Source organism: Anaeroplasma sp. (assembly GCF_034179385.1).
GTDB lineage: Bacteria > Bacillota_I > Bacilli_A > Acholeplasmatales > Anaeroplasmataceae > Anaeroplasma.
The window spans coordinates 1-24,979 of record NZ_JAXFPY010000075.1 but is presented as its reverse complement, the minus strand read 5'-3'; the positions used below and the strand labels follow the sequence as shown (position 1 = coordinate 24,979).

The window sequence follows — 24,979 nt, the reverse complement described above, 5'->3', positions numbered from 1 at the left end:
TCCATAGTGTATTATAAATCGTTTTCAGGTTTTATTCAATAGCACAAAAGGAAAAAATACTCCTTTTTATACTTTAGTATAATAATGGAGTTTTTGTAGAAAGAAAAAGCCGACAATTATGTCGGTTTTAACTAAGATTTATACTTTCTTTCTTCCTGATGCAATCAATTCCTTTTCGAACTCCTCTTTATTCTTAATTGCATAATTTTGATGCTCCTCCTCAGCCATAAAGAATGGAACATTTTCTAAAATTGGTAAATTACATTCCCTTTCGCATTCTATAGATAATTGGTACTTATATTCTATAACTACCTTCTTCTCCTCCGTATCGGAATTAAATACCGCAGGAGCATAGGAATCTCCTCGGTCTATATACTGTCCACCACAGTCAAAAGGATCAATATTTTCAAAATAAATGTCTACCATTCTTGTATAATCTGTCTTTAAAGAATCGTATTCTACCAAAATGCATTCCTTATGATGTGTAAGCTGAGCCTTTACCTCCTTATAGCTTGGATTTAATTCAGACCCACCTGCATATCCACTTAATACCCTTAAAACACCATCTTGGTCATAAAATGGCTGTGCAATACACCAAAAGCAGCCTCCAGCGAAAAGACATCTTTTTATCTTACCCTCAAAAAATAAATAAGTTTCTCCTGTTTCATCCTTTGTTTTAAATTTGGAAAAACCTCCAAAAAGCTTAACAAAGGTATCCGAGCATAATTTTGCTACCTCAGGGCTTCCATGAACCCCACCAAGCTTTAAATTAAAATCCCATAAAGCCTTAAGGCAATCCTCCATTAATTCTAAATCCCCATCAAAATTCATCATTCCAGCATAGGGTGCAAGAACATATAGACTCTTATCCTTATCTCTATATCTTATAGCATAGGACTCTCTTGTAAATCTTTTAATTAAGGAAGCCTCCTCAATAATATTTGTAAATGAACTACCATCTGTATATATCTCTACCATTTGAATCACCTCGATTTCACAAAAAGAAAGGCTGGAATCCTCCAGCCTAGGGTTTTATGCTTGAACCTTTACAACGTGCTTTGCTAATTGGCCCTTATCGCCAACTTCAACGTCAAATTCTACTTCCTGTCCCTCATCTAGTGTCTTGTAGCCTTCGCCTTCAATTGCACTAAAGTGAACAAATACATCCTTACCTTCTTCAGATAGAATGAATCCATAGCCTTTTTCAGCATTGAACCATTTTACTTTCCCTTTCATTGTGGATACTCCTTTCAAACCAAACCATCGAATTCGTAATGAATTCTAACTACAATTATAAACCACTTTCTATAATATAACAAGATTATTGTTCTCATTTAAAGACACTTTTCAAAAAAGTGATTAAATTATTTAAATTTTTGTAATTAAATTTTCGAAGATGATTAAATTCATTTTAAGAGAATTGAAGATATATTTCATTTGAAATATAATTATCACTAAGGAGTGCATAAAAATGAAAAAGAAATTATTAGAATATTTTATTAAATATGTCAAAATAGATACCATGTCTATGGAAGGCCAGAATCAAATTCCATCTACTATGAAGCAATTTGATCTTGCGAAGGTCTTAGTTAAGGATTTAGAGGAATTAGGCTTAGAGGATATAAAGCTAACAGAAAACTGCTTTGTCACTGCAACTCTAAAATCCAATTGTAATTCCAAATGCCATATAGGCTTTATTGCCCATATGGATACCATCCCAGGATTTTCGGGTACAAATGTATGTCCAAATGTAATTGAAAATTACGATGGAAATATAGTTAAGCTAAAAGGTATTGAGCTTAACCCTAAGCAATTCCCATTCTTAAAGAATCTCATTGGCAAAACCTTAATTACAACGGATGGTACAACCGTTTTAGGAGCAGACGATAAAGCGGGTATAGCAAACATTATGACGATGCTTTATTATTTTAAAAACCATAAGGATGTACCACATGTAAATATTCATGTTGCCTTCACCCCAGATGAGGAAATTGGCGGTGGCATAGATGCATTTGATATTGAAGGCTTTGGATGTGATTTTGCCTACACTGTAGATGGTGGAGATTATAAGGATGTTGAATATGAATGCTTTAATGCAGCATCTGCTCAAGTTACCGTAAAGGGTCTTGATATTCACCCAGGCTCTGCCAAAGGCCAAATGAAAAATGCGAGCCTCATAGCCATGGAATTTAACAATCTTCTTCCTATTGAGGAACGTCCTGAATTTACAGATGGATATGATGGCTTTAACCATTTATGTGGTATGAGAGGTGAGGTTGGACAGGCAGAATTATTCTATATATTAAGAAATCATAATAAAGCTATTTTAAACAGACAAAAGAATGATTTTTATAATGCGATGGAATTCATTAATAAAAAATATGGAGAGAATACCTGTACTGTTGAAATCAAGGATTCCTACTCCAATATGGCAGAAAAAATTATGGAAGATCCAAGATGCTTAGATAGGGCATACCAAGCAATTAAAAAGGCTGGTTTTCTTCCTACCTCTACTCCTATTCGAGGAGGTACAGATGGAGCAAATCTAACCAAAAGAGGATTAAATACGCCAAATTTAGGTACAGGCGGATATAATTGCCATGGCCCATATGAATGTGCATGCTTAGAGGAAATGGAAAACGCAGTTCATATCCTAATTGAGATTGCTAAGGAATAGCTTGCACCATAAAACAATAAATATTGGTTGTTTTTAAAGAATCAGAATTATGTATAATAAAAATTAAGGAAGGTGATTATATGAGTAAAACTATTTTAACGATTCAAGATATTTCCTGCTATGGAAATTGCTCTACTACAGTTGCATTACCAATACTTGCTCGCTTTGGTATTGAAACTGCAATTCTACCATCAGCACTACTTTCCACACATACCCAAGGATTCAAGGATTGGACATTCCTAGATTTAACGGATGAAATGCCAAAGATTATTGACCATTGGTGGCATGAGGGAATTCAATTTGATGCAATCTATACAGGATACATTGGGAACCCAAAGCAATTTAAAATCATATTCGATGCTAAGGATAAATTATTAAAGGAGGATGGCTTATTCATAGTAGATCCTGCTATGGCTGACCATGGTAAGCTATATCCTGGATTCGATGAATTTACTATCATTGGGATGAGGGATTTAATCAGTGTTGCAGATTATATTTTGCCAAATATTACAGAAGCCTGCTTCCTAACAGGAAATCATTATGAAGAGATTCAGGATGATGATTATATCAATAAATTACTTCAAGACTTATATCAGCTAGGCGCTAAGAATATTATTTTAACAAGCGCCCAGGACGATTTCGATTCCATAGGTGTAATCTCTTATGATGGCTTAACGAAAACAACCATCATGAAGGAAAAAATTGAAAAGAATTATCATGGCACAGGAGATATCTTCTCTTCTTTAGTTGTTGCAGGAATATTAAATGGTAAGGATATAAAGGATAACTTAAATTTTGCAACGGATTTCATTATGAATTCTATTGATATTACATTAGATGATCCATATCATGAATATGCACCTAAATATGAGCAAATTCTAAAAAGAAATCTATAGAGGCTTTGGCCTCTTTTTTTGTCATAAGAAAAGAGGTTGCAAATCGCAACCCCCTAATAAAAATCTTATTTTAAAGAAGAAGCTTGGTAATCATAACCAATTGCATCAGCAATCATCTTAAATGCATCTTCATCAAAGATGCTCTTTAAGCCAGCCTTTTCAAGTACAGATGTGAATGTATCCGTTGCCTCATGTGGAGAATATAAGAACTTGTATGCAGTTACTGCTTTATCCCAATCCTCGCATGCATATGCATATACTTCAAGTGATGCAATTGCAGATGTAGCATAGCTAATATAATAGCCCTGATAATTTAATAATACAATATTCACCCAATCTGTAGCTTCTGCATAATCATCAAGACCAACAGCACAACAAATTTCTGCCCACTTTGCAACTAATGCAGTATAGAATGTATTTGCATCAGCGTATGTGCTCATATCCTCTGTATACGTCCACTTTTCAAGCTCATTGATTAAGTAGCCTTCAATTACAGCACTAATCATCATATATGTCTTATAAGCTAAGAATGCCTTTGTAGCTCCTTCAGAATATACATCCGTTGTAGTTAAATACTTATAGAATAGCATCTCATTAGCCTGAGAATGAACCTCATTTAAATCCATAGAATAGAATTCACTATCTGAAGCAGTAATATGCTCATTGTAGTGACCAAATTCATGAATGAATGTACCAATTTCTTGGCAAGAAGGACCTAAGAACATAAGTGGAGTGTCATCGGCAAAGCTCCAAACATAACCAGTTACATTATCGTTTTCTGTTGCAGAATACCAATAATTACCACTCGTGAAATAATATTTGAAGTTTTGACCCATTTCATCACCGATTACATTTTCAGCATAATCCGCGATATACTCAAAGTATTTTCCATAGAAGTCATCTTCAATTAATCCCCATAAGCCATAATAATATTCTTCATATAATTCAGATTCAGGATTTTGTTCTAAATCAGCCTTTGCCTCTGCCTTATATGTTAAGAAATCACTAAGGGCATCCATTTGTGCTGGAATTAAATATGTAGCAATATAATCCGCTAATGCATCCGTATCTTGGACACTATATTCTCTACCATACTGATTCTCATATGCATAAGTTAAATAATCCTCATAGCCTAAAACATTAGCATAAGCCTTTGCACTTTTGAAGAAGGAATATAATGCTTCTGCAGCTGTAGATTCACCAGAATAATAAGAGCTTAATGCTTGGCTCATATTCTTATCATACTCATTTAGCTGTTCTGTTGTCTCTGGATTTAAGCTTTGAACATATGCATCTACTGCTTCTTCATTTAATGTTCCATCAGCATTCTTATACTCATCATATTGTAAATAATAGTATTCCTTATAAATAGACTTATATGCAGCAAGATCAATCTTCTCATCAAGTAGTCCAAAATCATTGATTAATGCTTCAAGCTCATCTGCAAGATCATAAGATTCAGATGTGTTATTTCTATCCGATAAAATCTTTGCGATACGATATTGATCCACTAAATAATAGTACTGATCACAGAATGTGTTATATAATTCAACAATTTCTTCATTTGTAGCTTCTTCAGCCAGAATTGCATCTAATACATCCTGACCATACTTTAACTGTTGATTCTCTGTACCTGACTCATATAGAACCGTAAGCTCTTTACCATCAACATCGACAGGTCCAATTTCATAAAGGTGATTTAATGCTTCAATCTTTGAAACATTAAGCTTAGAATCATTGTACTTTAAAGTGAATTTTGCGCCAGCAGAAAGTCCTTCTAGCTCTGCAAAATTAACATCTAAACCAGTAAATACTACTTTTTTATCAGCAGTGATACAAGTCTTACCAGATTCTACTTCCTCAACCCATTTAACAAATGGAATGTCTATAGCCTCACCACCATTAAATTGCGTGGTTAATAAATATTCATAACCATAAGCTTGATGGAAGTCTTTCGCTTGAATGCTTGTTATAGCATTACCATTTTCATCAATAGAAATGATTTCTCCTTCCATTACAAGATAATCCAAAAGTAAAGAGGATAATTCAACAGGATTCTTATCTTCATCATAATAAGTACCATCCTCTTTATCCTTAGTGTAATAAGCTAAATTACCCTTAGTAGAATATGTTGAATCAACTGCCTCATGATACGTATAAGTTTCTACTGGCTTATCTGTTTTAGTTTCTGTAGGTACAACAGTTTCCGTTTCTTTAGTTGTTGAAGTCTCTATATCCACTCCGCAGGATGCTAAGGTTAATCCTGCAAGAAGAGTAATACCTAAGACTAGAAATTTCTTTTTCATAAATATGCCCTCCGATTTCTTTTTATTGATACTATTATATTGCTATTGTTTATAATTTCAATGTTTTTTTTGAATATTTTTTATTAAAATCTTTAAAACTTTGAAAAATATACTTAAATGATAGAAAAAGTCCGAAGAAACTTTCGGACGCTCGGAATTATTCCATATTTTCTAATAGCTTTAATGTAACCCAAGCACTTCTTTCGGACATTTCTCTTTCAAATTTCAAATAATCCTCTTCTTGGTTTTCCTCTCCTATGATATCAGAGATATATCTTAAAACAAGGAAATCAACACCAGCTCTTATTGCAGTATGTGCAATGGCTGCGCCTTCCATTTCAATTGCTACTCCGCCTTCTAAATTTACTTTATCAAGCTTATCTATAGAGGATACAAATTGATCTCCAGAATATACCTTCTTACATACATAAGGAAGCTTTAATCGATTAAAAATAGATTTTACTAAAACGAGTAAATCCGGATTTACCATAAATTCCTTTGGCATAGATGGCACCTGACCATATTCATATCCAAAGATGGTCGCATCAAAATCATGATACATTAGGCTTGAGGCAATAACGGAATCCCTTTTCTTAAGTGGAGATATTCCACCTGCAATGCCAGAATTCAGAATTAAAGTACAGCTAAAGCTTGAAATGAGTAGAGTAGTCGCAATTGCGGCATTCACCTTACCTACACCACATAAGGATAATACAACCCTTTGGTTCATAATTTCACCCTCATAGAAGGTTACACCTAATAGTTTAACCTTTTTTGTCTCCTTAGTGGCATTTAATAAAATATCCATTTCAGGCTTCATTGCACAAATAATACCAATTTTAACCATTCTTAATCTCCTTAAAAACTTTATTTATGTTTTGTATGATATCTAAAGGACTCATACATTCTTCTTCTATATCCACTACTGCATATTCTGCTGCCCTACCTAAAATATAAGAGCCTAAGGATGCTATTTTATAGGGCTCTAAATCTAAATATGCACTAATGCCTGTAAGTATTCCCGAAAGCATATCTCCACTTCCACCCTTTGCAAGGCTTGAATTACCAAAGGCGGATATCGATATATTATGTCCATTTGTAATAATACTCGATGCGCTCTTAAGTATTAAGGTAACATCATATTCATGCGCAAATTCTTTGGCTGTTACAAGTGGATTTTTCATAATATCTGAAACACTAATTTTGGATAATCGTTCCATTTCCTTTAAATGTGGGGTTAATATAACCCTACATTTTTTGTTTTTTAATATATCAACACCATATTTAGCTATTGTATTTAAACCATCCGCATCAATAATCAATGTCTTATCATAATTCTGTAATAGATACTCAATTACCTGATACAAATCATACGAAATATCCATACCCATACCGATAGAAATGGAATCCATCTTAAGAAGTGAGCCTAAACTTTCACGATCATATTGGATATGGCCATCTACACTAGGCAAGCTTGCTGTGATAACCTCAGGATGCCTTAAGGCATATACTTCATATACCTCATAAGGTACATAAAGGTAAGAATATCCTACTCCCATTTTAAACGAAGCACATGCTTGATATGCAATATAGGAGGCACCAGGGTATTTATAGGACCCAGCAATAATTGCAACTCTGCCGTAATCTCCCTTATTACTATTTCTTAATCGATGGGGAAGCAACCCTCTAAATTCTTCTTTTTCGTGAATATGGATAACATCACTAGTCTTTATAATACCAATAGATATAATAGATAATTTCTTATAGGAATCTAATCCATCATTTAAGAATAATCCCGTCTTAGGATATTCTATTGTTATACATAAATCACTTTTTATAAATGCACCATAGGATACTCCACTTGTTGCATCAATTCCTGTTGGAATATCTAAGGATACAATTTTAATATTCGATTGATTAACGCTATCAATTACTTTGATATAATTCTCTCTTAATTCAGATTTTAAGCCAAAGCCAATTAAGCCATCAATAATTAAATCATAATCTAACTTTGGTAATTCATAATAAATGTTGCCCTTAAATCTTTCCTTATTGGTGTTCGTGTCCATGCTTAATCTATCACTAATGAGATAAGCATCAACCATAATACCTTCCTCAATAAGCTTTCTACCTAAAACTAACGCATCTCCACCATTACCACTAGAGCCCACCAAAAGTAATACTCTTTTTGGACAGTATTGGGTTAATACCTCCTTTGCCATAGAAGTTCCTGCTGCTTCCATTAAATCAATGGATTTTATTAAATGTTCACATGTATATGTATCTATTTTCTTCATTACCTCTTGGCTTACTGCATCCATAAATTACTCCTAAATTCTTTTCGATAGAGTTACACAAATTCTTCCACTTTTGGAATTTCCACCTATTTTATTTACGTATACTCTACCCTTATGTCTTACGCTAATTAAATCCTTTTCTTTACATATATGAGAAGGATTTTGATTCATGATATGGTTAATAAATACTTCTTTGCGCTCTAAATATTCTAAAGCTTCACTTCTAGATAAATTATATGCGGATGAGATAATTACATCTAATCTTAAGCTAGATAGAAAATGTAATTTATCCTCATATTTAATTCTATTATGAATTTCATTATGAACTTCCTTTAATGTAATAGGTGCCTTACCTACAGAGGTAAATTCTCTAAGTAAAAATTTAGATATTTCATCTGTTGCAGCAAAATATGCATTCTTATCCTCATCTATTACAATATCTCCTATAGCCTCTCTTTTAATCCCTAAGCCCATTAAAGCACCTAGAATACTTCTATGATATAATTCATAATATTTTTTATTATATTGGATTTCAAAAATGCGAATTTTGAAATCCTCTTTTTTTATATCATATAAGGATAAGATGCATCTTTTTCTATCTGCATCTATAATACCACCATAAAAGGAGACCTGTATATCACTTAAATATTTTACTTTAGCCTCGATTACACCTATTTCACTATCGTCTAAAAAGGGAAGTAAAACAACTCCACCCTCATATACTCTACTTATAGAAGAATCAATTCTTCTTTTAAAGCTATCTAATCCTTCCATAGAATTCTACCTAATCTTATATGAGTTGCAGAAGCCTCTAATGCTTCTTTATAATCATCACTCATACCCATGGATAAATATGGAATTTCAATTTTATATTTATCCTCTAATCGATTTCTTAAATCTCTTAATCTTTCAAATTGATTTTTGATATCAAGAGATGTATCTCCTTTAATCGCCATCATCATAAGACCAACAATTTTTACCTTTGGGTATAAGAATACCTCCTCTATGAAGGAATCAATATCCATATAAGGAACTCCATTCTTAGACTCCTCAAGGTTAATTGATACTTCAATAAAGCAATTTAGAGGTGTATTTCTTTCTTTTTCGATAATTTTCGCAAGCTCAATGGAATCTAGCGAATGTAAATAATCGATTTTATCGATTACTTTTTTCGCTTTATTTCTTTGTAGATGCCCAATGAAATGCCAGGTTGGATTTATATCCTTAAGATTCTCATATTTTTCCAAGAAGGCCTCTACTCTATTTTCACCAAAATTTGTAACACCATTTTGATATAATTCTCTCATTAGAACTGCCCCAACATACTTTGTTGCGGCAACAACGGTAACATATTCTGGTATTGTATTTAAAAAATCATGTATATCTTCTCTTAAATGCATACTATCGCCTCAATCCGTATTATACTAAAATTCTTTAAAAAAAGAAATAAGGAACAGTGGGAGCCGTTCCTTATTCCTTAAATTGGGAGAGTTATAGTTTGCTTATGACAGTCATCATATTCTAGGGAGTATATATGACAACCAATTTCATAAGCACTTATAGTATATAACAAAATAACGAATTTAAACAATCATTTTTTTCGAAAACGATTACTTTTAGGCAAAAGATGAAAATTGTCTAACGACGGGAGCTTGATACTGTGTTGACTCCTTAAAACTTTCATCATAATCATTCCTAGAAGAGCATGGAAGGTTACCTGCAGACTCACAGCCAAAACGGATTCCAAACCCATCATCATAGTTTAAATACTCTTGAAAATCATTGTAGTGATTGTAGGTATAGAATACATATCTATTATCCATTTTAGTTACCTTAGGATCACTTACAAAGACAAACCTACAAATTCCTCTATTAATATATTCTCCATCGTTGTATTTGTCTAGGGTTTGTTCACTTCTATTATAGAATTGATATTTGTAATTTCCCTTTGTTCCAAAATCTGTTTCTGTATATTGAATACTTCCTCTTCCCATAATATTAGGAAGTAGTGGTTCATAAGGATATTTTGTTGTATCCCCTGAAAAATTTTGCTTATTTACTCTTGCATATTCTCCCCACTTTGCAAGAGCTTCACTCCGGTTTACACTTGATGTACCATAATTACTATTCGCTGGTAATGAACCAAAAGCTAAAAGGTATGCAGAAACATCATTTAAGGAAACATAGCCACATCCATAATAAATACATCTTGCAGAGCCTCTTGTGTTTGGCATATAGCCTATATAATTTCCCTCTGTATCTAATATATAAGTGCCACTAGATGACCTCACATATTTATCATCCTCCATAATGCCTAAATTCTTAGGCATATAATCCTCGGGTGTTATATCTCCTGCAATAAATCCATGAAGTGCTCTATAATAGGCATCCTCATAGGTAATAGCTACATTAAAATTTCTATAAAATTCAGAATAATCTACATCTATATAAGGATCATCTATCTCCTTAGGTTCATAAAAAATTGCAGAAATATCATTTCCATATTTTGTCAAATCAATTCCATAAGGGTTAGAATCTCCTGCATTATAAATGACTTCTCCACTACCAAATGCGACATCTATAAATTCACTAAAGGTATACTCCTTATTTTCTGGAAAAATGGTTGTTGGAGCTATTGTTTCTGTTTCAGTTTCTTGTGGCTCAGTTATAGTATCTACTAAAGGTTCACTTCCACTTTCAACCGTAATATCCTTCATCAAAGGTCCACACGAACTTAGAGTGAAGAATAGAAGGAATGGTGCAATACAAATTTTCTTATTCATTTAATGACTCACCTACCTTTACTTTTAATTCATCAAAAAAGTCATAAAATTCATGATCTGCATCATGTATAACATCAAGATGAACATTTTTATATTTTTCTTTAAATTGAATACTATAGGATAGAGGACATAATCGATCTTTATCGCCATGAATTATAGTTACTTCATTATGATATTTAAGAAGATAATAATCTTCCCTTCTAGTATCCTTTAAATAATCATAGGATAATCTCATACCCCATATGTGAACAGGCTGATTCTCTTTGATTTTTTTGCCAAAGAAATCACCATTTTTAAAGCAATCCATCAAATTAAAGGCAGGAGCTAATAAGATTACCTTATATGGATTATATATCCCGGCAAGATAGGATGCAATAACACCACCTTGGGAATGCCCTATGAATATTAATTTTTTATATTTATCCTTATAGGAGTCTATCATAGCTTTAGCATCATTCATTTCAATTTCTAAGGTCATATCTAAAGGTTTCCCATAGGATTTTCCATGCCCTATAAAATCAAATCTTAAAATGTCATAATTTAAGCTATATAAATACTCTGCCAAATCACTTATAGGATATATTTCAGAAGACATCGTAAGTCCATGAAGCATAACAATTAACGTATCACTATTTTTAGAATTATATAGATAATATATTTTATTCTTATTGATTTCCTTAATCATAGCTCATTATATTTTTTGCTTGATCCCTTTGCCTTAGATATAGGGTATTTCAATGCATTCTTCTCCATTTTCTTTAAGATAATATCCTTAATATCTAAATCTAATACAGAGGCAAGCTGTATTGCATAATTAAATACATCGGCAAGTTCTTCTTTTACTTTATCTAAATCATAGTCAGTATCACTCCATTGGAAGCATTCTAAAAGCTCAGAGGCCTCTATAGAAATACTTTTAGCCAGATTCGATGGCGTATGGAATTGCTCCCAATCTCTATCCTTTGTAAATTTATTAATTTTTTCCTTTAATTCTAATAAAGAATCCATATAAGCCCTCCCGAAAAATACGGCCTAGCCGTATTCTTTAAATTAAATCTGTAACATCTATTAATTCGTAATCTCTAGAGCCAATACCTAAGGCCATAGAAGCCTCTATCGTATGCTCACCATTTCTAGAATTTACTCTCTCTAAGAAATGGGCAACTCCCGGATCGGATGAATTCTTCACCATATCGATACAAGCCTGATCGATTGCAACAGGATCAAGGGAAATCATGATTCCCATATCCTTAAGGCAAGGGTCCTCTGCAACACTACAGCAATCACAATCGACACTCATATTTTTCATTACATTAATATATACAATATTACCTTTAAAAAAGTCTACAACGCTCATTGCAGCGTCTGCCATGGATTCTAAGAAGGAATTGTGGTCAGATGTCCATATTTCATCCACATTGCCTGCACCATGGATATATGCCTTACCATAGCTTGATGCACAGCCAATAGATAATTGCTTTAATGCACCACCATATCCACCCATAGGGTGTCCTTTAAAATGGGAAAGAACGATCATAGAATCATAATTCTTAAAATTCTTTCCAAACCAATTCTTCTTTATAACCTTACCCTTAGGAATATCTATTTCTAAATCTGGTCCTTCTTGATCCATTAAATCAAATTTAAAATATTTATCCCATCCATGCTCATGAATCGTAATTAAATGCTTAGGGGTTGTATTTCTCATTCCATCATAAGCCGTATTACATTCAACTACTGTACCTTGAATATAATCTATGATTGGCTTCCAAAATAATGGTCTTAAAAAGTTTTGGTTACCTACTTCTCCTGAATGAAGCTTAATGGCTACGTTACCCTTTAATTCAAATCCTAAATATTTATAAAGCTTTAAAACAGCATTTGGAGTTATATCCTTAGTAAAATATACCTTTGATTTCATAATCGAGCCTCACTTTCTAATTAAAGTATACCAATTTTTTTAGGTAATAAAAAGAAAAATGAAAAGAGGTTGCCTATGACAACCTCTCAAGCATGTTCATTATTCTATTACAGCACCCTGTTCAACGTAAGTCTTAGAAGAATCTGGAGTTGCAGAAACATTAACATCGCCATCATACTTGAAGTTTAATTCAAAGGATAATGCACCCTCTACTTCTTCAAATGGTAATGTTGGAATTTCTGGGGCAGTAGCATAGCCACCGATAATACCAGAACCTAAACCAGATGATACGACTGAAACAAGAGTATAAATCTTATCTAATGCATCCGTTGAAACATGAACAGATACGAATCTACCATGAACTACATCTACTGTAACAGATGCCTTAAATAATGTCTTATCACCAGAGAATACTAATCCAATTGCAGCACTGAATTCAGGAGCAAGCTTTTTAGCAACCTCCTTAACTTCAGGTTCAGTAACCTCAACCTCAAATGTCACATTACTATTAGAAACATTAGAAACCTTAACGCCTAATGCCTTAACAACATCAACTAATGTCTTATATTCATCAGACTCATAGAATGATGCATCAAATTTTGGCATTTCAGGTAAATTGAAATCCTCAAAGCCAGGAATATTTTCCTTAGCATAAGTAACGAAATCAGCTAAAGACTTTGTTTGATATGCATTTAATGCAGTTGAAATAACAGGAGCCATATCATCATAAGGAATTGCACTCTTGATATATTTCTCTATATTTGTTTGTGTATCTGAACTTATTAATTGTGCAATCTCTTCAGGTATTTTTGCATTAACCTCACCATAAGCATATCCATCATTATATAAGAATGCCTTAACATCAGCAGAAACAGCCTTACCATCAACTGCCTTAACACTATCTTGTATTGCTTTTATTTCCTCATCTGTAAGGTCAGCAAATGCCTTATTGGTTGTATCTACACCGAAATTCTTAAATTGAACATCACCATGTGCAGTTACTAATGCGCCTAGGTTCTGCTTTAATAAATCTGTTGCAGCCTTAACATCAGCAGAAGCATAAGAGCCATCCTCATTTGGAGTATAAGCAGCGTAAGTTGCAGTACCAATACTTGCACCTGCACTCGCATTCGCATTTGCAACAATAGTACCAGTAACACCATTAGCTTCAACAGATACATTTCCATTAACCTTAGCATCAACACCAACTGCATAAAGCTTACCTTCAGTTTCCTGAGTGCTACTGTTTGCAGCTAATACGATAGCCTTAGATACAGCCTCAGAATCCTCAGTTGCAGCAATCTTATAAGAATTACCATCTAAATCTTTAACATCAACCTCACTAGAACCACAGGATGCTAATGCTAATACAGATACTGCTAAGCCAGCAAGAGCTCCAGTTCTAAAAAATATTTTTTTCATACTTTTTTTGTCCTCCTTTTTAATTTTTGCTATATTGCATGTTTATTATACACCATTTTGAAACAAAATAAAGTATATGAATAGCTTCTTTTTGTATACAACAAAAAATGTCTGAAAAAAAGATGCTATGAACATATTTTATCATAGCATCCAATTTTTTAAATATAACGGATTATACTTTTGTTATAGATATTCTTTAACCTCATATTCAATGCCTTCTTTAGGCTCTGCAACTGCGTTTATATCAGCGTCATATTTTACATCAATTGTTAATGAAATTGAACCCTTAACGCTATCTACAGGTAATACTGCATCCTCAGGCATATATAATGCAGCTACTACTAATGCAACGCTACCAATGGTCTCAATTTCATCTATAGAGATTTCAAAATGATTTAATCTTGCCTTTGCTAAATCAACAGTTAATGCAATCTTTGCTAAGGATTCATCCTTAGGAAGTAATGGATTAACTACTGTAGCAATACTATCCTGACCAATTAGCTTTAAGAAGTTCTTTACCTTAGCACCAGTAATATCTAATGACACTGTAGCAACGCCATCCTTAATCTCACTAATTTCAATTCCTAATGTTTCAACAAAGGAAACAATCCTTTGGTATTCTTCGGATTCAAAGAATTCAGCATTTACCATAGATAAATCAATAGGTTCTAATTTAACCTTAGCATTCTCATCAAATTCCATCATTTCTACATACTTATTATAGAAATTAATTAAAGATGAATTCTGATAATCACTAAGTGCTGTTGTAACCATTGGAGCAATATCATTAAATATACCCTCAGTCTTAGGTGTATAATGAATATCACTTTCGTCTTTTGAACTTATTGCATCAGGAATATGTGCAAAGAATTCACCGTATGCAGTATTTTCCTTAATGAATACACGAATATCTGCATCAATCTTGTCCTTAGCTAAAGCTAAAGCTTGTTTCTTAACCTGATCAAGAAGAGTTGGATCCTCAGTGAAGATCGGATCCTTTTCATCAATTACAAAATCACTGAATAGAACTTCACCCTTTAAAGATGCAACTGCAGCAATATTATTTACTTCTAGAATAGCTTTATTAATTTCTTCCTCAGTTAACTCCTTTGTAACATCAAAGCCAGTATATGGCTTATCACCAATAGATGCAGCAACGCTTGCTTTTACATTTGCATCAAGTGTTCCAGTAATTGCACTTCTCTTTGCAGTAATGCTTCCAAGTAAGGCAGCATCAAACGCAATAGCGTATGGGTTCTTCTCAGACTTTACACCATTAAGTGCAGATAATAATAATGCCTTTGTAACAACATTTGCATCCTTAGTTTCAGAAACAGTAAATACCTTACCATCTAAATCCGTAATTTCTACAGTTTCAGACATCTCTTCAGTTGTTGTAGGTAAAGTCTCTGTAGTTGTAGGATTCACTACTTCTGTTGATTCCTCAGCACTCTCACCACAGGAAGCTAATACGAAAGCAGAAATTGCTAAGCCTAAGAAGGCACTAGCCTTTAATAAGTTTTTCTTCATAATTTTTTCTCCTGATTTTTAATTTTGGTATACGCCATATATATAATAACACATGAATTGTACAAAAACAATCAAATAGAATGTCATTAATAAAGGATTTTACCTAAAAGGTACCAAATAGAATGTAAAAATAACACCAATTTTTAAAATATTATTAATTTGAAATATTTTATGTTTTTGATTGAAAATAAATTCGAATTTGGTAAAATAGACTTAATTATGTATTAAATTATATTTAATAAACTGGCAAAACGGATTGTCTTAACATGAGGGATGCAAAATCTTTAGGGTTAAGATTTTCTTTTTTACAAGGAGGTAAGCATGGAAAAGGAAACAGATTACATAATTGAACTAAATAACGTCTTTAAGATGTACGACAACAGCGAATTTTACGCTGTTGAAAATTTTAACCTAAAGGTCAAGAAGGGAGAATTTGTTACTTTTCTTGGACCTTCAGGATGTGGTAAAACCACAACACTTAGAATGATTGCTGGATTTGAATTACCTACAAGTGGTGAAATTTTATTAAATGGAAAGGATATTTCTCTTCTTCCACCAAATAAAAGACCAATTAATACCGTATTTCAAAGATATGCATTATTCCAGCATTTAAATGTGTATGATAATATCGCATTTGGATTAAAATTAAAGAAAATTCCATACGAGGTCAAGGATAAAAATGGTAATCCCGTACTAGATAAAAAAGGCAATCCAAAAATAAAATATAAGCGCCTAGATAAAAAGGTGATTCATGAGAAGGTGTCGAATGCACTTAAAATCGTAGATCTTGAGGGCTTTGAGGAAAGAGGAATATCCACCCTATCTGGTGGACAGCAACAAAGAATTGCCATTGCGCGTGCTATCGTCAATGAGCCTGAAATTCTTCTTCTTGATGAGCCACTTGGCGCTCTGGATTTAAAAATGAGAAAGGAAATGCAGCTTGAGCTAAAATCTATGCATAAGCAATTAGGCATTACCTTCATCTATGTAACCCACGACCAGGAAGAAGCCTTAACCATGAGCGATACCATTGTCGTAATGAACGATGGTAATATCCAGCAAATTGGTGATCCAAAAGGAATATATGATGAGCCTATCAATTCCTTTGTTGCAGACTTCATTGGTGAATCCTCTATTTATACAGGTACTATGGCAAAGGATAATAAGGTTCGATTCTTAGGTACTTATTTTGATGCTGACCCACAAGACTTTGGTAAATTCTTAGTGAATGAAAAGGTAGATGTTGTCATCCGCCCTGAGGATGTTATTGTATCTTCTGCTGGTAAGGGCACCATTGATGGCGTCATTGCATCTAGAATTTTTAAGGGGATGCATTATGAATACATTGTAATGATTGGTAAAAATGAGCTTATGGTACAATCTACAAAATATCTAGATGAGGGTATTACAATAGGCTTATCTGTTGACCCAGTAAATATTCAAATTATGAAAAAGCCCTATACATCGAATTTCTATGATGGATTCATTACCAAGAATCATCAAATCGAGTTTGCAAACGCAACCTTTGATTTTGATATATTATCCCTATTCCCTAATGCATCCTTCAATGATGATGATGAGCTAGTAGATGAAAATGGTAGAATCATTCATTATGAGAATATGCCTATTCATGTTGAGGTTCCATTTGAAGCCATTCAAATATCAGATGATAGAGACAAAAGTGAAATCATCGGTAATATCATTTCTATGATTTATTTAGGAGATCACTATGAAATTATCGTTAGAACCGATGAGGAAGAGGATTTCATGCTAAATAGTGAATGGCTATGGAATGAAGAGGATCAGGTTGCTGTTATCATCGATAAGTCTTTGATTAAGGTATCTCTTAAGGGAGGAAGCAAATAATGGGCTTTTTGAAAAAAATCGGATACGGAATAAGACATATGAATTTTAAGGCTAGCCTTTGTATTCCTTATGCATTATTTATGATTTTATTCATTTTAGCACCTATTCTTCTTATCTTATTCTACGCATTTACCAATCAAAATGGTCAATTCACATTTGAAAATTTCCAAACCATATTTTCGAATTCCTCAAATTTTAAGGTTATTGGAATGTCCATTATTGTTGGTATATTAAATACTATAGTATGCTTACTTATAGGCTATCCAATTGCTTATTTCTTAGCATCAAGCAAATATAATAAAAATAAAATATTAGTTTATTTATTCTTAATTCCAATGTGGATTAACTTTGTAATCCGGACAATCGCAACAAGAGATATGCTATCCTGGATTGGTATATCTAGTGAAAATCATGCACTATTATCCACAGTTATTGGTATGGTATATAATTACCTACCCTTTGCAATCTTACCCTTATATAACCAAATGCTAAAGCTAGACCAAAGCCAAATTGAGGCAGCAAGGGATTTAGGTGCAAATACTCCTCAGGTATTCTTTAAAACTATACTACCTATGACTGTTCCTGGTATCATTTCTGCAATCCTAATGACATTTATGCCAACGATGTCAAGCTATGTCATTGCGGATAAGCTAGGTGGAGGTAAGGTTACATTAATTGGTAATCTAATTGCAAATCAATTCTCCTCTACTGCTCAAAATTCCTATAATGTGGGCTCCGTTTTAGCCATTATTATGCTATTAATGATTGGTATTACAACATTAATATCTACGATTGCAAATGATAAAAAGCCTGTTAAGAGAGGAGGATTATTCTAATGGAAATAAGACGTACTCTATCAACAGATGAGCTATTAAAAAGAAAAAGAACGAATGAAAAGGTTCAAAAGATTTTTGTTAAAATATTCATCTTCTTTGTTTTAATTCTAATGGATTTACCTATCTTCTATTTAATTGTAAATTCATTTACTACTGCAAGAATTACAGGAACATGGAATGGATTTTCTATGATTCCATATCAAACACTATTTAACTACGCTGGAAATAAATATGCACAAAAGATTTGGAATGCCTGTGGCAATACCATTTTAGTTGCCCTAGTAGCTGGTGCGCTTGCAACTGTAGTAGGTACCGCTGGGGCAATTGGTACACACTATATGAAAAGAAAATGGATTAAGAGCACATTTAGCTTTGTAAACCAAATTCCAGTAGTTAATGCTGAAATTGTCATGGCAATTTCCTTATGTATTTTATTTGTTTCTATGCATTGGCCTAGAACCTTTATTACACTTATTATTGGTCATATGGTATTGACATTACCATTTGTTGTATTAAGTGTTGAGCCTAAGCTTGAGCAAATGGATAATTCCTTATTTGAGGCAGCCCTAGACTTAGGCGCAACAGAGTCTGAGGCTATATTTAAGGTAATGATTCCCGATATTTTACCTGGTATTATATCTGGATTCTTACTTTCTGTAACATTATCACTAGATGATTATATTATTACTGCGTTTACTAAGCCTGGTCAGGGCTTTGATACCATTTCAACCTATGTTGAGGCTGTAACGAAAAAAGAATCTCTACCTATTCAGCTTAGAGCGTTTACTACCGTATTATTCATTATCGTTATGGGAGTCATGTTTATTATATCTATGAAGCTAAAAAAAAGGAGTGAACGCTAATGAAAAGAAAATTAATTAAAGCATTTAGCGCTACTACCTCTTCTATACTTTTAGGATTAACCCTTTCCTCTTGTATGCATTATGATTATACCCTAGTGGTTTATAACTGGGAGGATTATATCTTTGAGGGTACGGATGAATATGGAAATATCGAGGCGAAATCCACAGTAGAAAAATTTCAGGATTATTATTTTGAAACCTATGGTAAGACGGTTTATGTTTCCTATGAAACCTTCTCTACACCTGAGGATATGTATAACCAAATGAAGGCAGGCTCCATTAGCCCTGATTTAATTTGTCCATCCGATTATATGATTCAAAAGATGCAAAGGGAGGGCATGCTTGAATCCTTTGATTTTGATGAGGTATTAGGTGAATATGGAGATAAGCTATCCAATTTTAGAGATTATGGATCTCCATATATTAAGAAATTATTTAAGGAAGAGGGATTCTCTACCTATGCTGTACCTTACTTTTGGGGTACAATGGGATATTTATATAACCCTGAGGAGGTAGATATTTTAGATGTCACTACCTGGGAAGCTCAATTTAATCCAAAATATAAAGGAAAAATAGCCCTTAAGGATTCTATTCGAGATACCTACGCAACTGTAATTCTTCATGTATACCAAGATGAGGTAAATAAGCTAAAGGAAGATTATGATAATGGAATATTATCGGATATGGATTATAATGAGCAATTATCCAAAATCTTTAATAGGTGCGATAATGAAACCTTATATAAGGCTGAGGATGCCCTAATTGGATTAAAGAAGAATATCTATGGACTTGAAACCGATGATGGTAAAAATGAAATGGTAAAGGGAACCTATTGGATCAATACCGCATGGAGTGGAGACGCTGTATATGCAATGGATCAAGCCGATGAGCTAGGTAAAACCTTAGCCTATATCATTCCCATGGAAGGATCAAATGTATGGTTTGATGGATGGTGTATGCCAAAGGGTGCGAACGTTCATTTAGCACAGGAATTTGTCAATTTCATTTGTGACCCTGAAATTGCCAAAGAATGCATGGAATATACAGGCTATACATCCCCAATTGTTGGTGATGCCATATGGGATTTGGTATTAGATTGGTATGAGGCTCTCCCAGAAGAATCGGATTGTGACTTAGTGGACTTATCCTTCTACTTTGGTAACCCAGAGGCACAAATCTATATAGATAAAGAAGAGCGTGGTAGACAATTTGATGCCCAATATCCCGATGAGGAAACATTAGTTCGTTGCTGTATCATGAAGGATTTTGGTAGTCAAACACAAGCTCTAAATCAAATGTGGTCAAATTTTAAGGCAGCATTCTAAAAAGCAAAAAGACATGATTCGTTTAGTTTCATGTCTTTTTTTTGCTTATTTTTTATATACAAATACGCTATATCCTTCCATATATCCATCAGAAATAGCACCTGTAATTAATTCCATTTTAAGCTTTAGCTCATCGATAAAAATTTCACTATCCTTTGTATTATATAGAATTACATAATCCTTCTTTTCAATTCGAAGTAAGCCCGTTACATCATCTGTTTGAACATCTAGATCTGTATAATCTAAAATACCTTCATGCGTCTTTCTTACAGAAATTAAATTCCTATACCAATCATATAATTCTAAATCCTGGTATTTCTTATCCCAATACATTCCTCTTCTTGAGTCTGGGTCTTTACCTCCATGCATACCATATTCATCACCATAATAAATCAGTGGCATACCTGGACTTAGCAATTGGAATGCAGCTGCAAGCTTCATCTTTCTCTTATCGTAATTGATTCCATTATAGAATCTTTCCGTATCATGGGAATCTAATAAATTCCAAAGTAGAGGATAGACCCTATAATGTACCTTACCCTTTATCCTAGATAATTCCTGATAGAATTCTGTAACTGTACTTCTTTCTTCCTTTAATAGTCCTCTTACCGCAAAGAAGAAATCATAATTCATTACTGTATCCCATTCATCGCCATCTAAAAAATCATCCGCATAATGCCATACCTCACCAATGATTAAGGTATCTGGGAATTCTTTTTTTATTTCACTTCTAAATTCCCTCCAGAAGGAATGTGCAATCTCATCTGCAACATCAAGCCTCCATCCATCAATTTTAGCTTCCTTAATCCAATATTTTGCAACATCAATGAAATATCTTCTTACACTTGGATTATCCTCTTTCAATTTTGGCATACCACAAAAATAAGAAAAGCATTTAAAATTTGGTTTTTTACCCCATTCCATAATTAAAGGGAAGGAATCAATATAATACCAATCCAGATACTTTGATTTTTCCTCGTTTTCTCTTATATCCTTAAACGCAAAGAAATCCCTTGAGGTATGATTGAATACACCATCAAGTACAATCTTGATTCCAAGCTTATGAGCCTTATCCACAAGCTCAATTAAATCCTCCTTTGAGCCAAAGGAGGGATCAATGGTATAGTAATCTACGATATCGTATTTATGGCTCGATGGGCTTTTAAATATAGGGGTCATATAAATGACATCAATATTTAATTCCTTCATATGATCTAGCCTATCGATAATACCTCTTAAATTGCCACCAATATTATCCATATGTCCTATAGGAGCCTTATACCATATTTCCTCAGAAACATCCTCGCTCGATGAAAATCTTGATGGGAAGATTTGATATATAATTTTATTCTTTGCCCAGGATGGTACAATATACATTTCCTCTTCTCTTAGGGTTTGTGGTAAATCAAACATATAATCTATATCTTCAATAGGATTCTTAAAGAATCGTTCATTTCCAAAATAATAGGTTTCATCGCTTGCAACAAGCTCAAAGAAATATCTTAAGCAAACCAAATGAAAATTCAATGTAATTTCATAATAATCTGATATGCCATCGCTTGCATATTTTACCATTTCAATTTCTTTTCTCGTATCTATTTTTAATGTAGTAAGATATTTATCCTGGTAATGTAATATTACCTTAGTTAAATCATCCTTTTTTGTTCTTATTCTTATTAAAAATGTGTCCTTATCTAAGGCATAGGCGTATCTTTTATTCGCACTATGAATAATTGATGATAGTTCCATAAAATCGTCCTCCTCGTATAAAAATAGTATAACAAAAATTTTTCTGTAACAAAAGATATTTCGTGTTATTTTGCACAAAAAGAAAAGAAATAGACTTATTCATCTATTTCTTTTAAATAGGTATTATTCAATCCCCAAAATTTTTTCTAATATACTCTTTAAAGTACATGCTTCCTCTAGGGTTAAATTAATACATCTACTTTGGGCCATTCCCTTAGGGACAGAAAGTGCTTCCTCCCTTAAGGCTTCGCCCTCTTTGGTTATTTCAATAATCTGAACTCTCTCATCAGCACTATCTCTAGATAGAGTAATGTAATTTTTTTGTTTTAATTTTCGAATTAAAGGAGAGATTGTACCTGTATCTAGATATAGCTTTTTACCAAGCTCAGTTACATGAAGAATTTTACGCTCCCAAATTACCATCATAGCAATATATTGGGTATAGGTTAAATCTAGCTTGTCTAAAAATGGCTTATACTTTCTTACTACCTCCTTTGCGGCAGCATAAAGTGGAAAGCATAGCTGATTGTTAAGCTTTAAGCAATCATATTTATCCATGATTTTACTTTAATGCAGCTAAAATGTTAGCCTTCATTGTTACTCCTACAAAATTCTTTACAAGCTTTCCGCCCTTAAAGATTAATAGGGTTGGGATAGATACTATATTGAATCTTTCTGCAACATCATCCACATCATCTACATTTAATTTTGCAACAACTACATCACTATTTTCCTCTGCAATTGCATCAACGATTGGAGCTTGCATCTTGCATGGGCCACACCAATCTGCATAGAAGTCTACTAATACATTCTTTCCGCTTTCTACTAATTCATCAAATTCCTTTGCGCTATGAATTACATATACCATACCATTTACCTCTTTTCATTAATATATTTTACTGCATCAAGGCCAGCCTTTGCGCCTTCATAGGCTGCCTTATTAATTTGTAATAGTCCACCAACAACATTTCCACAAGCATATATTCCTGGAATATTTGTCCTCATGTTTTCATCGACTACAATATTATCCTTTTCCATATAGATACCAAGCTTCTTTGCAAAGTCTACACCACCTGCCTCACCTAAGGCAATGAACACTCCATTTACATCTAAAGCTGTATCATCCATAAATTTTACGCCAGATACTTTTCCTTCTCCAACAATTTCTTTGATTTCCTTAGTGATTATAGGAATATCTGTTGTACCATTCAATTCTTTGCCATTGGTTAAAATAGTAACATTTGGCGTAACATTTTTAAGCTCCGTTGCTTCACTTATTGCATATGTGCCACTACCAATGACAACGACATTCTTCTTTCTATAGAAGAAGCCATCACAAATTGCACAATAAGAAACTCCAGAGCCCTCAAATTCAGCTATACCCTTAATATTTGGTCTTAGCTTCTTATTTCCTGTTGCAAGTATAACAACCTTACTATGAAATTCCTCTTCACTTGTTCTTATAGTATACTCCATTTTTTCATTCATTTGAATGGACAATACCTCTAAATCTTTTACCTGAATACCTAAATTAATCGCCTGATGGATACCATTTATATATAAATCCTTACCTGTAATTCCTAAAGGAAATCCATAGAAATTATCAATCTTATGTGCTTTTTCGAGCTGGGAGTCACCATGATATAGGATAAGTACATTCTTATTCGCTCTCTTTAGATATAATCCTGCAGATATGCCTGCAGGGCCTGCCCCAATAATAACCGCATCAAACATATTACTCACCTAGCGCTTCTTTAATTCTATCTTCAAGCTTCATTGGATCTATAGTTGGAGATAATCTTGCGATGACTACTCCTTCCTTATTTACTAAGAATTTGGTGAAGTTCCACTTGATATCTTCCTTCTTTTTATAGGTCTTAGATAATCCCTTTACCATACCCATCTTCATTTTATTACCCATGCCATGGATTTCATCCTCTTTTACCTCGCTCTTTAGGAAGGTAAATAAGGGGATCTCATTTTCTCCATTTACCTCAATCTTCTTAAATTGATCGAAACTTGTTTTATATTTTGCTATACAGAATTCATGAATCTCATCATCCGACCCAGGTGCTTGGTGACCAAACTGGTCACATGGGAAATCGAAAATCTCTAATCCCTTTTCATGATATGCCTTATATAAATTCTCTAAAGCCTCATACTGTGGTGTAAATCCACAGCCTGTAGCTGTATTCACAATTAATAATACCTTACCACGAAAATCATTTAAGGATACTTCACTTCCATCTCTTTTTACTACCTTGTATTCTTGATCATATAATTTTGCCATGCGAACCCCCTCTTTCATTGTTTACAATTATATTGTACACAACATTTATTATATTGTCAACCACATATTACTTAATATTTGTGTTTCCCCATTTTTTAATTCATGTCAAAAAATGCCAAAATTATGCCATTCTAAAGGGAACATGCATTACAGTAAATAAATCCCTTCTTCGAGGCTTTCTTTTTGGATGTAATTTTTCTATTATTTGGGTTGTATTT

General features: G+C 33.4%; 24 protein-coding genes. 6 read left to right on the top strand and 18 right to left on the bottom strand.

Going from position 1 to position 24,979, the window contains the following annotated elements:
• Positions 1–138: 138 nt before the first annotated feature.
• On the bottom strand, positions 139–978 hold the full coding sequence (msrA, locus tag SPJ17_RS04860; protein WP_321093194.1) for a peptide-methionine (S)-S-oxide reductase MsrA: 840 nt from the start codon (positions 976–978) through the stop codon (positions 139–141).
• Positions 979–1,032: 54 nt separating this feature from the next.
• Complete coding sequence (locus SPJ17_RS04855; RefSeq protein ID WP_321093192.1) at positions 1,033–1,236, bottom strand: cold-shock protein; 204 nt, start codon at positions 1,234–1,236, stop codon at positions 1,033–1,035.
• Between the two features lie 235 nt (positions 1,237–1,471).
• Here SPJ17_RS04855 and pepT point away from each other — a divergent pair, with 235 nt between their 5' ends.
• A complete protein-coding gene (pepT, locus tag SPJ17_RS04850) occupies positions 1,472–2,677 on the top strand; it encodes a peptidase T (RefSeq protein ID WP_321093190.1) in 1,206 nt (401 codons plus the stop codon).
• Between the two features lie 80 nt (positions 2,678–2,757).
• Positions 2,758–3,573 carry a pyridoxamine kinase gene (locus tag SPJ17_RS04845; RefSeq protein ID WP_321093188.1) on the top strand — a complete coding sequence of 272 codons (816 nt, stop codon included), beginning with the start codon at positions 2,758–2,760 and terminating at the stop codon, positions 3,571–3,573.
• A 65-nt stretch (positions 3,574–3,638) separates the two neighbouring features.
• On the opposite strand, the gene SPJ17_RS04840 is transcribed toward SPJ17_RS04845, so the two are convergent.
• The 11 genes from SPJ17_RS04840 to SPJ17_RS04790 form a co-directional block, all read right to left on the bottom strand.
• Complete coding sequence (locus SPJ17_RS04840) at positions 3,639–5,879, bottom strand: hypothetical protein (protein WP_321093187.1); 2,241 nt, start codon at positions 5,877–5,879, stop codon at positions 3,639–3,641.
• 157 nt (positions 5,880–6,036) lie between these two features.
• Entirely contained in the window at positions 6,037–6,726 is a 690-nt protein-coding gene (locus tag SPJ17_RS04835) for a 5'-methylthioadenosine/adenosylhomocysteine nucleosidase (RefSeq protein ID WP_321093186.1), read from the bottom strand.
• Complete coding sequence (locus SPJ17_RS04830; protein WP_321093185.1) at positions 6,719–8,200, bottom strand: NAD(P)H-hydrate dehydratase; 1,482 nt, start codon at positions 8,198–8,200, stop codon at positions 6,719–6,721. The genes SPJ17_RS04835 and SPJ17_RS04830 overlap by 8 nt, the downstream gene beginning before the upstream one ends.
• 9 nt (positions 8,201–8,209) lie before the next feature.
• Entirely contained in the window at positions 8,210–8,950 is a 741-nt protein-coding gene (locus SPJ17_RS04825; protein WP_321093184.1) for a YlmH/Sll1252 family protein, read from the bottom strand.
• Complete coding sequence (locus tag SPJ17_RS04820) at positions 8,938–9,576, bottom strand: YggS family pyridoxal phosphate-dependent enzyme (RefSeq protein WP_321093182.1); 639 nt, start codon at positions 9,574–9,576, stop codon at positions 8,938–8,940. The genes SPJ17_RS04825 and SPJ17_RS04820 overlap by 13 nt, the downstream gene beginning before the upstream one ends.
• A gap of 216 nt (positions 9,577–9,792) precedes the next feature.
• Positions 9,793–10,959: a hypothetical protein gene (locus SPJ17_RS04815; protein WP_321093181.1), complete on the bottom strand. Its 1,167-nt coding sequence runs from the start codon at positions 10,957–10,959 to the stop codon at positions 9,793–9,795.
• Entirely contained in the window at positions 10,952–11,644 is a 693-nt protein-coding gene (locus SPJ17_RS04810) for an alpha/beta fold hydrolase (RefSeq protein WP_321093179.1), read from the bottom strand. The genes SPJ17_RS04815 and SPJ17_RS04810 overlap by 8 nt, the downstream gene beginning before the upstream one ends.
• Positions 11,641–11,967, bottom strand: coding sequence for a nucleotide pyrophosphohydrolase (locus SPJ17_RS04805; protein ID WP_321093177.1), 327 nt, complete (start codon positions 11,965–11,967; stop codon positions 11,641–11,643). Before SPJ17_RS04805 ends, SPJ17_RS04810 begins: the two co-directional genes overlap by 4 nt.
• 37 nt (positions 11,968–12,004) lie before the next feature.
• Positions 12,005–12,880 (bottom strand): DUF362 domain-containing protein, encoded by an 876-nt coding sequence (locus tag SPJ17_RS04800; protein WP_321093175.1) that lies wholly within the window; start codon positions 12,878–12,880, stop codon positions 12,005–12,007.
• Positions 12,881–12,979: 99 nt separating this feature from the next.
• On the bottom strand, positions 12,980–14,302 hold the full coding sequence (locus tag SPJ17_RS04795; protein ID WP_321093174.1) for a hypothetical protein: 1,323 nt from the start codon (positions 14,300–14,302) through the stop codon (positions 12,980–12,982).
• Between the two features lie 183 nt (positions 14,303–14,485).
• A complete protein-coding gene (locus SPJ17_RS04790) occupies positions 14,486–15,832 on the bottom strand; it encodes a hypothetical protein (protein ID WP_321093173.1) in 1,347 nt (448 codons plus the stop codon).
• A gap of 321 nt (positions 15,833–16,153) precedes the next feature.
• On the opposite strand from SPJ17_RS04790, the gene SPJ17_RS04785 reads away from it, so the two are divergent.
• The 4 genes from SPJ17_RS04785 to SPJ17_RS04770 are packed head-to-tail and all read left to right on the top strand — an operon-like array spanning position 16,154 to position 20,722.
• Complete coding sequence (locus SPJ17_RS04785) at positions 16,154–17,698, top strand: ABC transporter ATP-binding protein (RefSeq protein WP_321093172.1); 1,545 nt, start codon at positions 16,154–16,156, stop codon at positions 17,696–17,698.
• Complete coding sequence (locus SPJ17_RS04780; protein ID WP_321093170.1) at positions 17,698–18,534, top strand: ABC transporter permease; 837 nt, start codon at positions 17,698–17,700, stop codon at positions 18,532–18,534. Before SPJ17_RS04785 ends, SPJ17_RS04780 begins: the two co-directional genes overlap by 1 nt.
• Positions 18,534–19,397 (top strand): ABC transporter permease, encoded by an 864-nt coding sequence (locus SPJ17_RS04775; RefSeq protein WP_321093169.1) that lies wholly within the window; start codon positions 18,534–18,536, stop codon positions 19,395–19,397. The genes SPJ17_RS04780 and SPJ17_RS04775 overlap by 1 nt, the downstream gene beginning before the upstream one ends.
• Entirely contained in the window at positions 19,397–20,722 is a 1,326-nt protein-coding gene (locus tag SPJ17_RS04770) for an ABC transporter substrate-binding protein (RefSeq protein ID WP_321093167.1), read from the top strand. The genes SPJ17_RS04775 and SPJ17_RS04770 overlap by 1 nt, the downstream gene beginning before the upstream one ends.
• A gap of 45 nt (positions 20,723–20,767) precedes the next feature.
• On the opposite strand, the gene SPJ17_RS04765 is transcribed toward SPJ17_RS04770, so the two are convergent.
• The 5 genes from SPJ17_RS04765 to SPJ17_RS04745 all read right to left on the bottom strand — a co-directional run bounded on the left by SPJ17_RS04765 (position 20,768) and on the right by SPJ17_RS04745 (position 24,761).
• The gene (locus tag SPJ17_RS04765) at positions 20,768–22,471 is read right to left on the bottom strand and encodes a glycoside hydrolase family 13 protein (protein WP_321093166.1); all 1,704 of its coding nucleotides are present in this window, start codon (positions 22,469–22,471) and stop codon (positions 20,768–20,770) included.
• Between the two features lie 123 nt (positions 22,472–22,594).
• Positions 22,595–23,029, bottom strand: coding sequence for a MarR family transcriptional regulator (locus SPJ17_RS04760; protein WP_321093164.1), 435 nt, complete (start codon positions 23,027–23,029; stop codon positions 22,595–22,597).
• A 4-nt stretch (positions 23,030–23,033) separates the two neighbouring features.
• Entirely contained in the window at positions 23,034–23,339 is a 306-nt protein-coding gene (trxA, locus tag SPJ17_RS04755; protein WP_321093163.1) for a thioredoxin, read from the bottom strand.
• Positions 23,340–23,344: 5 nt separating this feature from the next.
• Entirely contained in the window at positions 23,345–24,205 is an 861-nt protein-coding gene (locus SPJ17_RS04750; RefSeq protein ID WP_321093161.1) for an NAD(P)/FAD-dependent oxidoreductase, read from the bottom strand.
• 1 nt (position 24,206) lies between these two features.
• Positions 24,207–24,761 (bottom strand): glutathione peroxidase, encoded by a 555-nt coding sequence (locus SPJ17_RS04745; RefSeq protein ID WP_321093160.1) that lies wholly within the window; start codon positions 24,759–24,761, stop codon positions 24,207–24,209.
• Positions 24,762–24,979 lie beyond the last annotated feature (218 nt).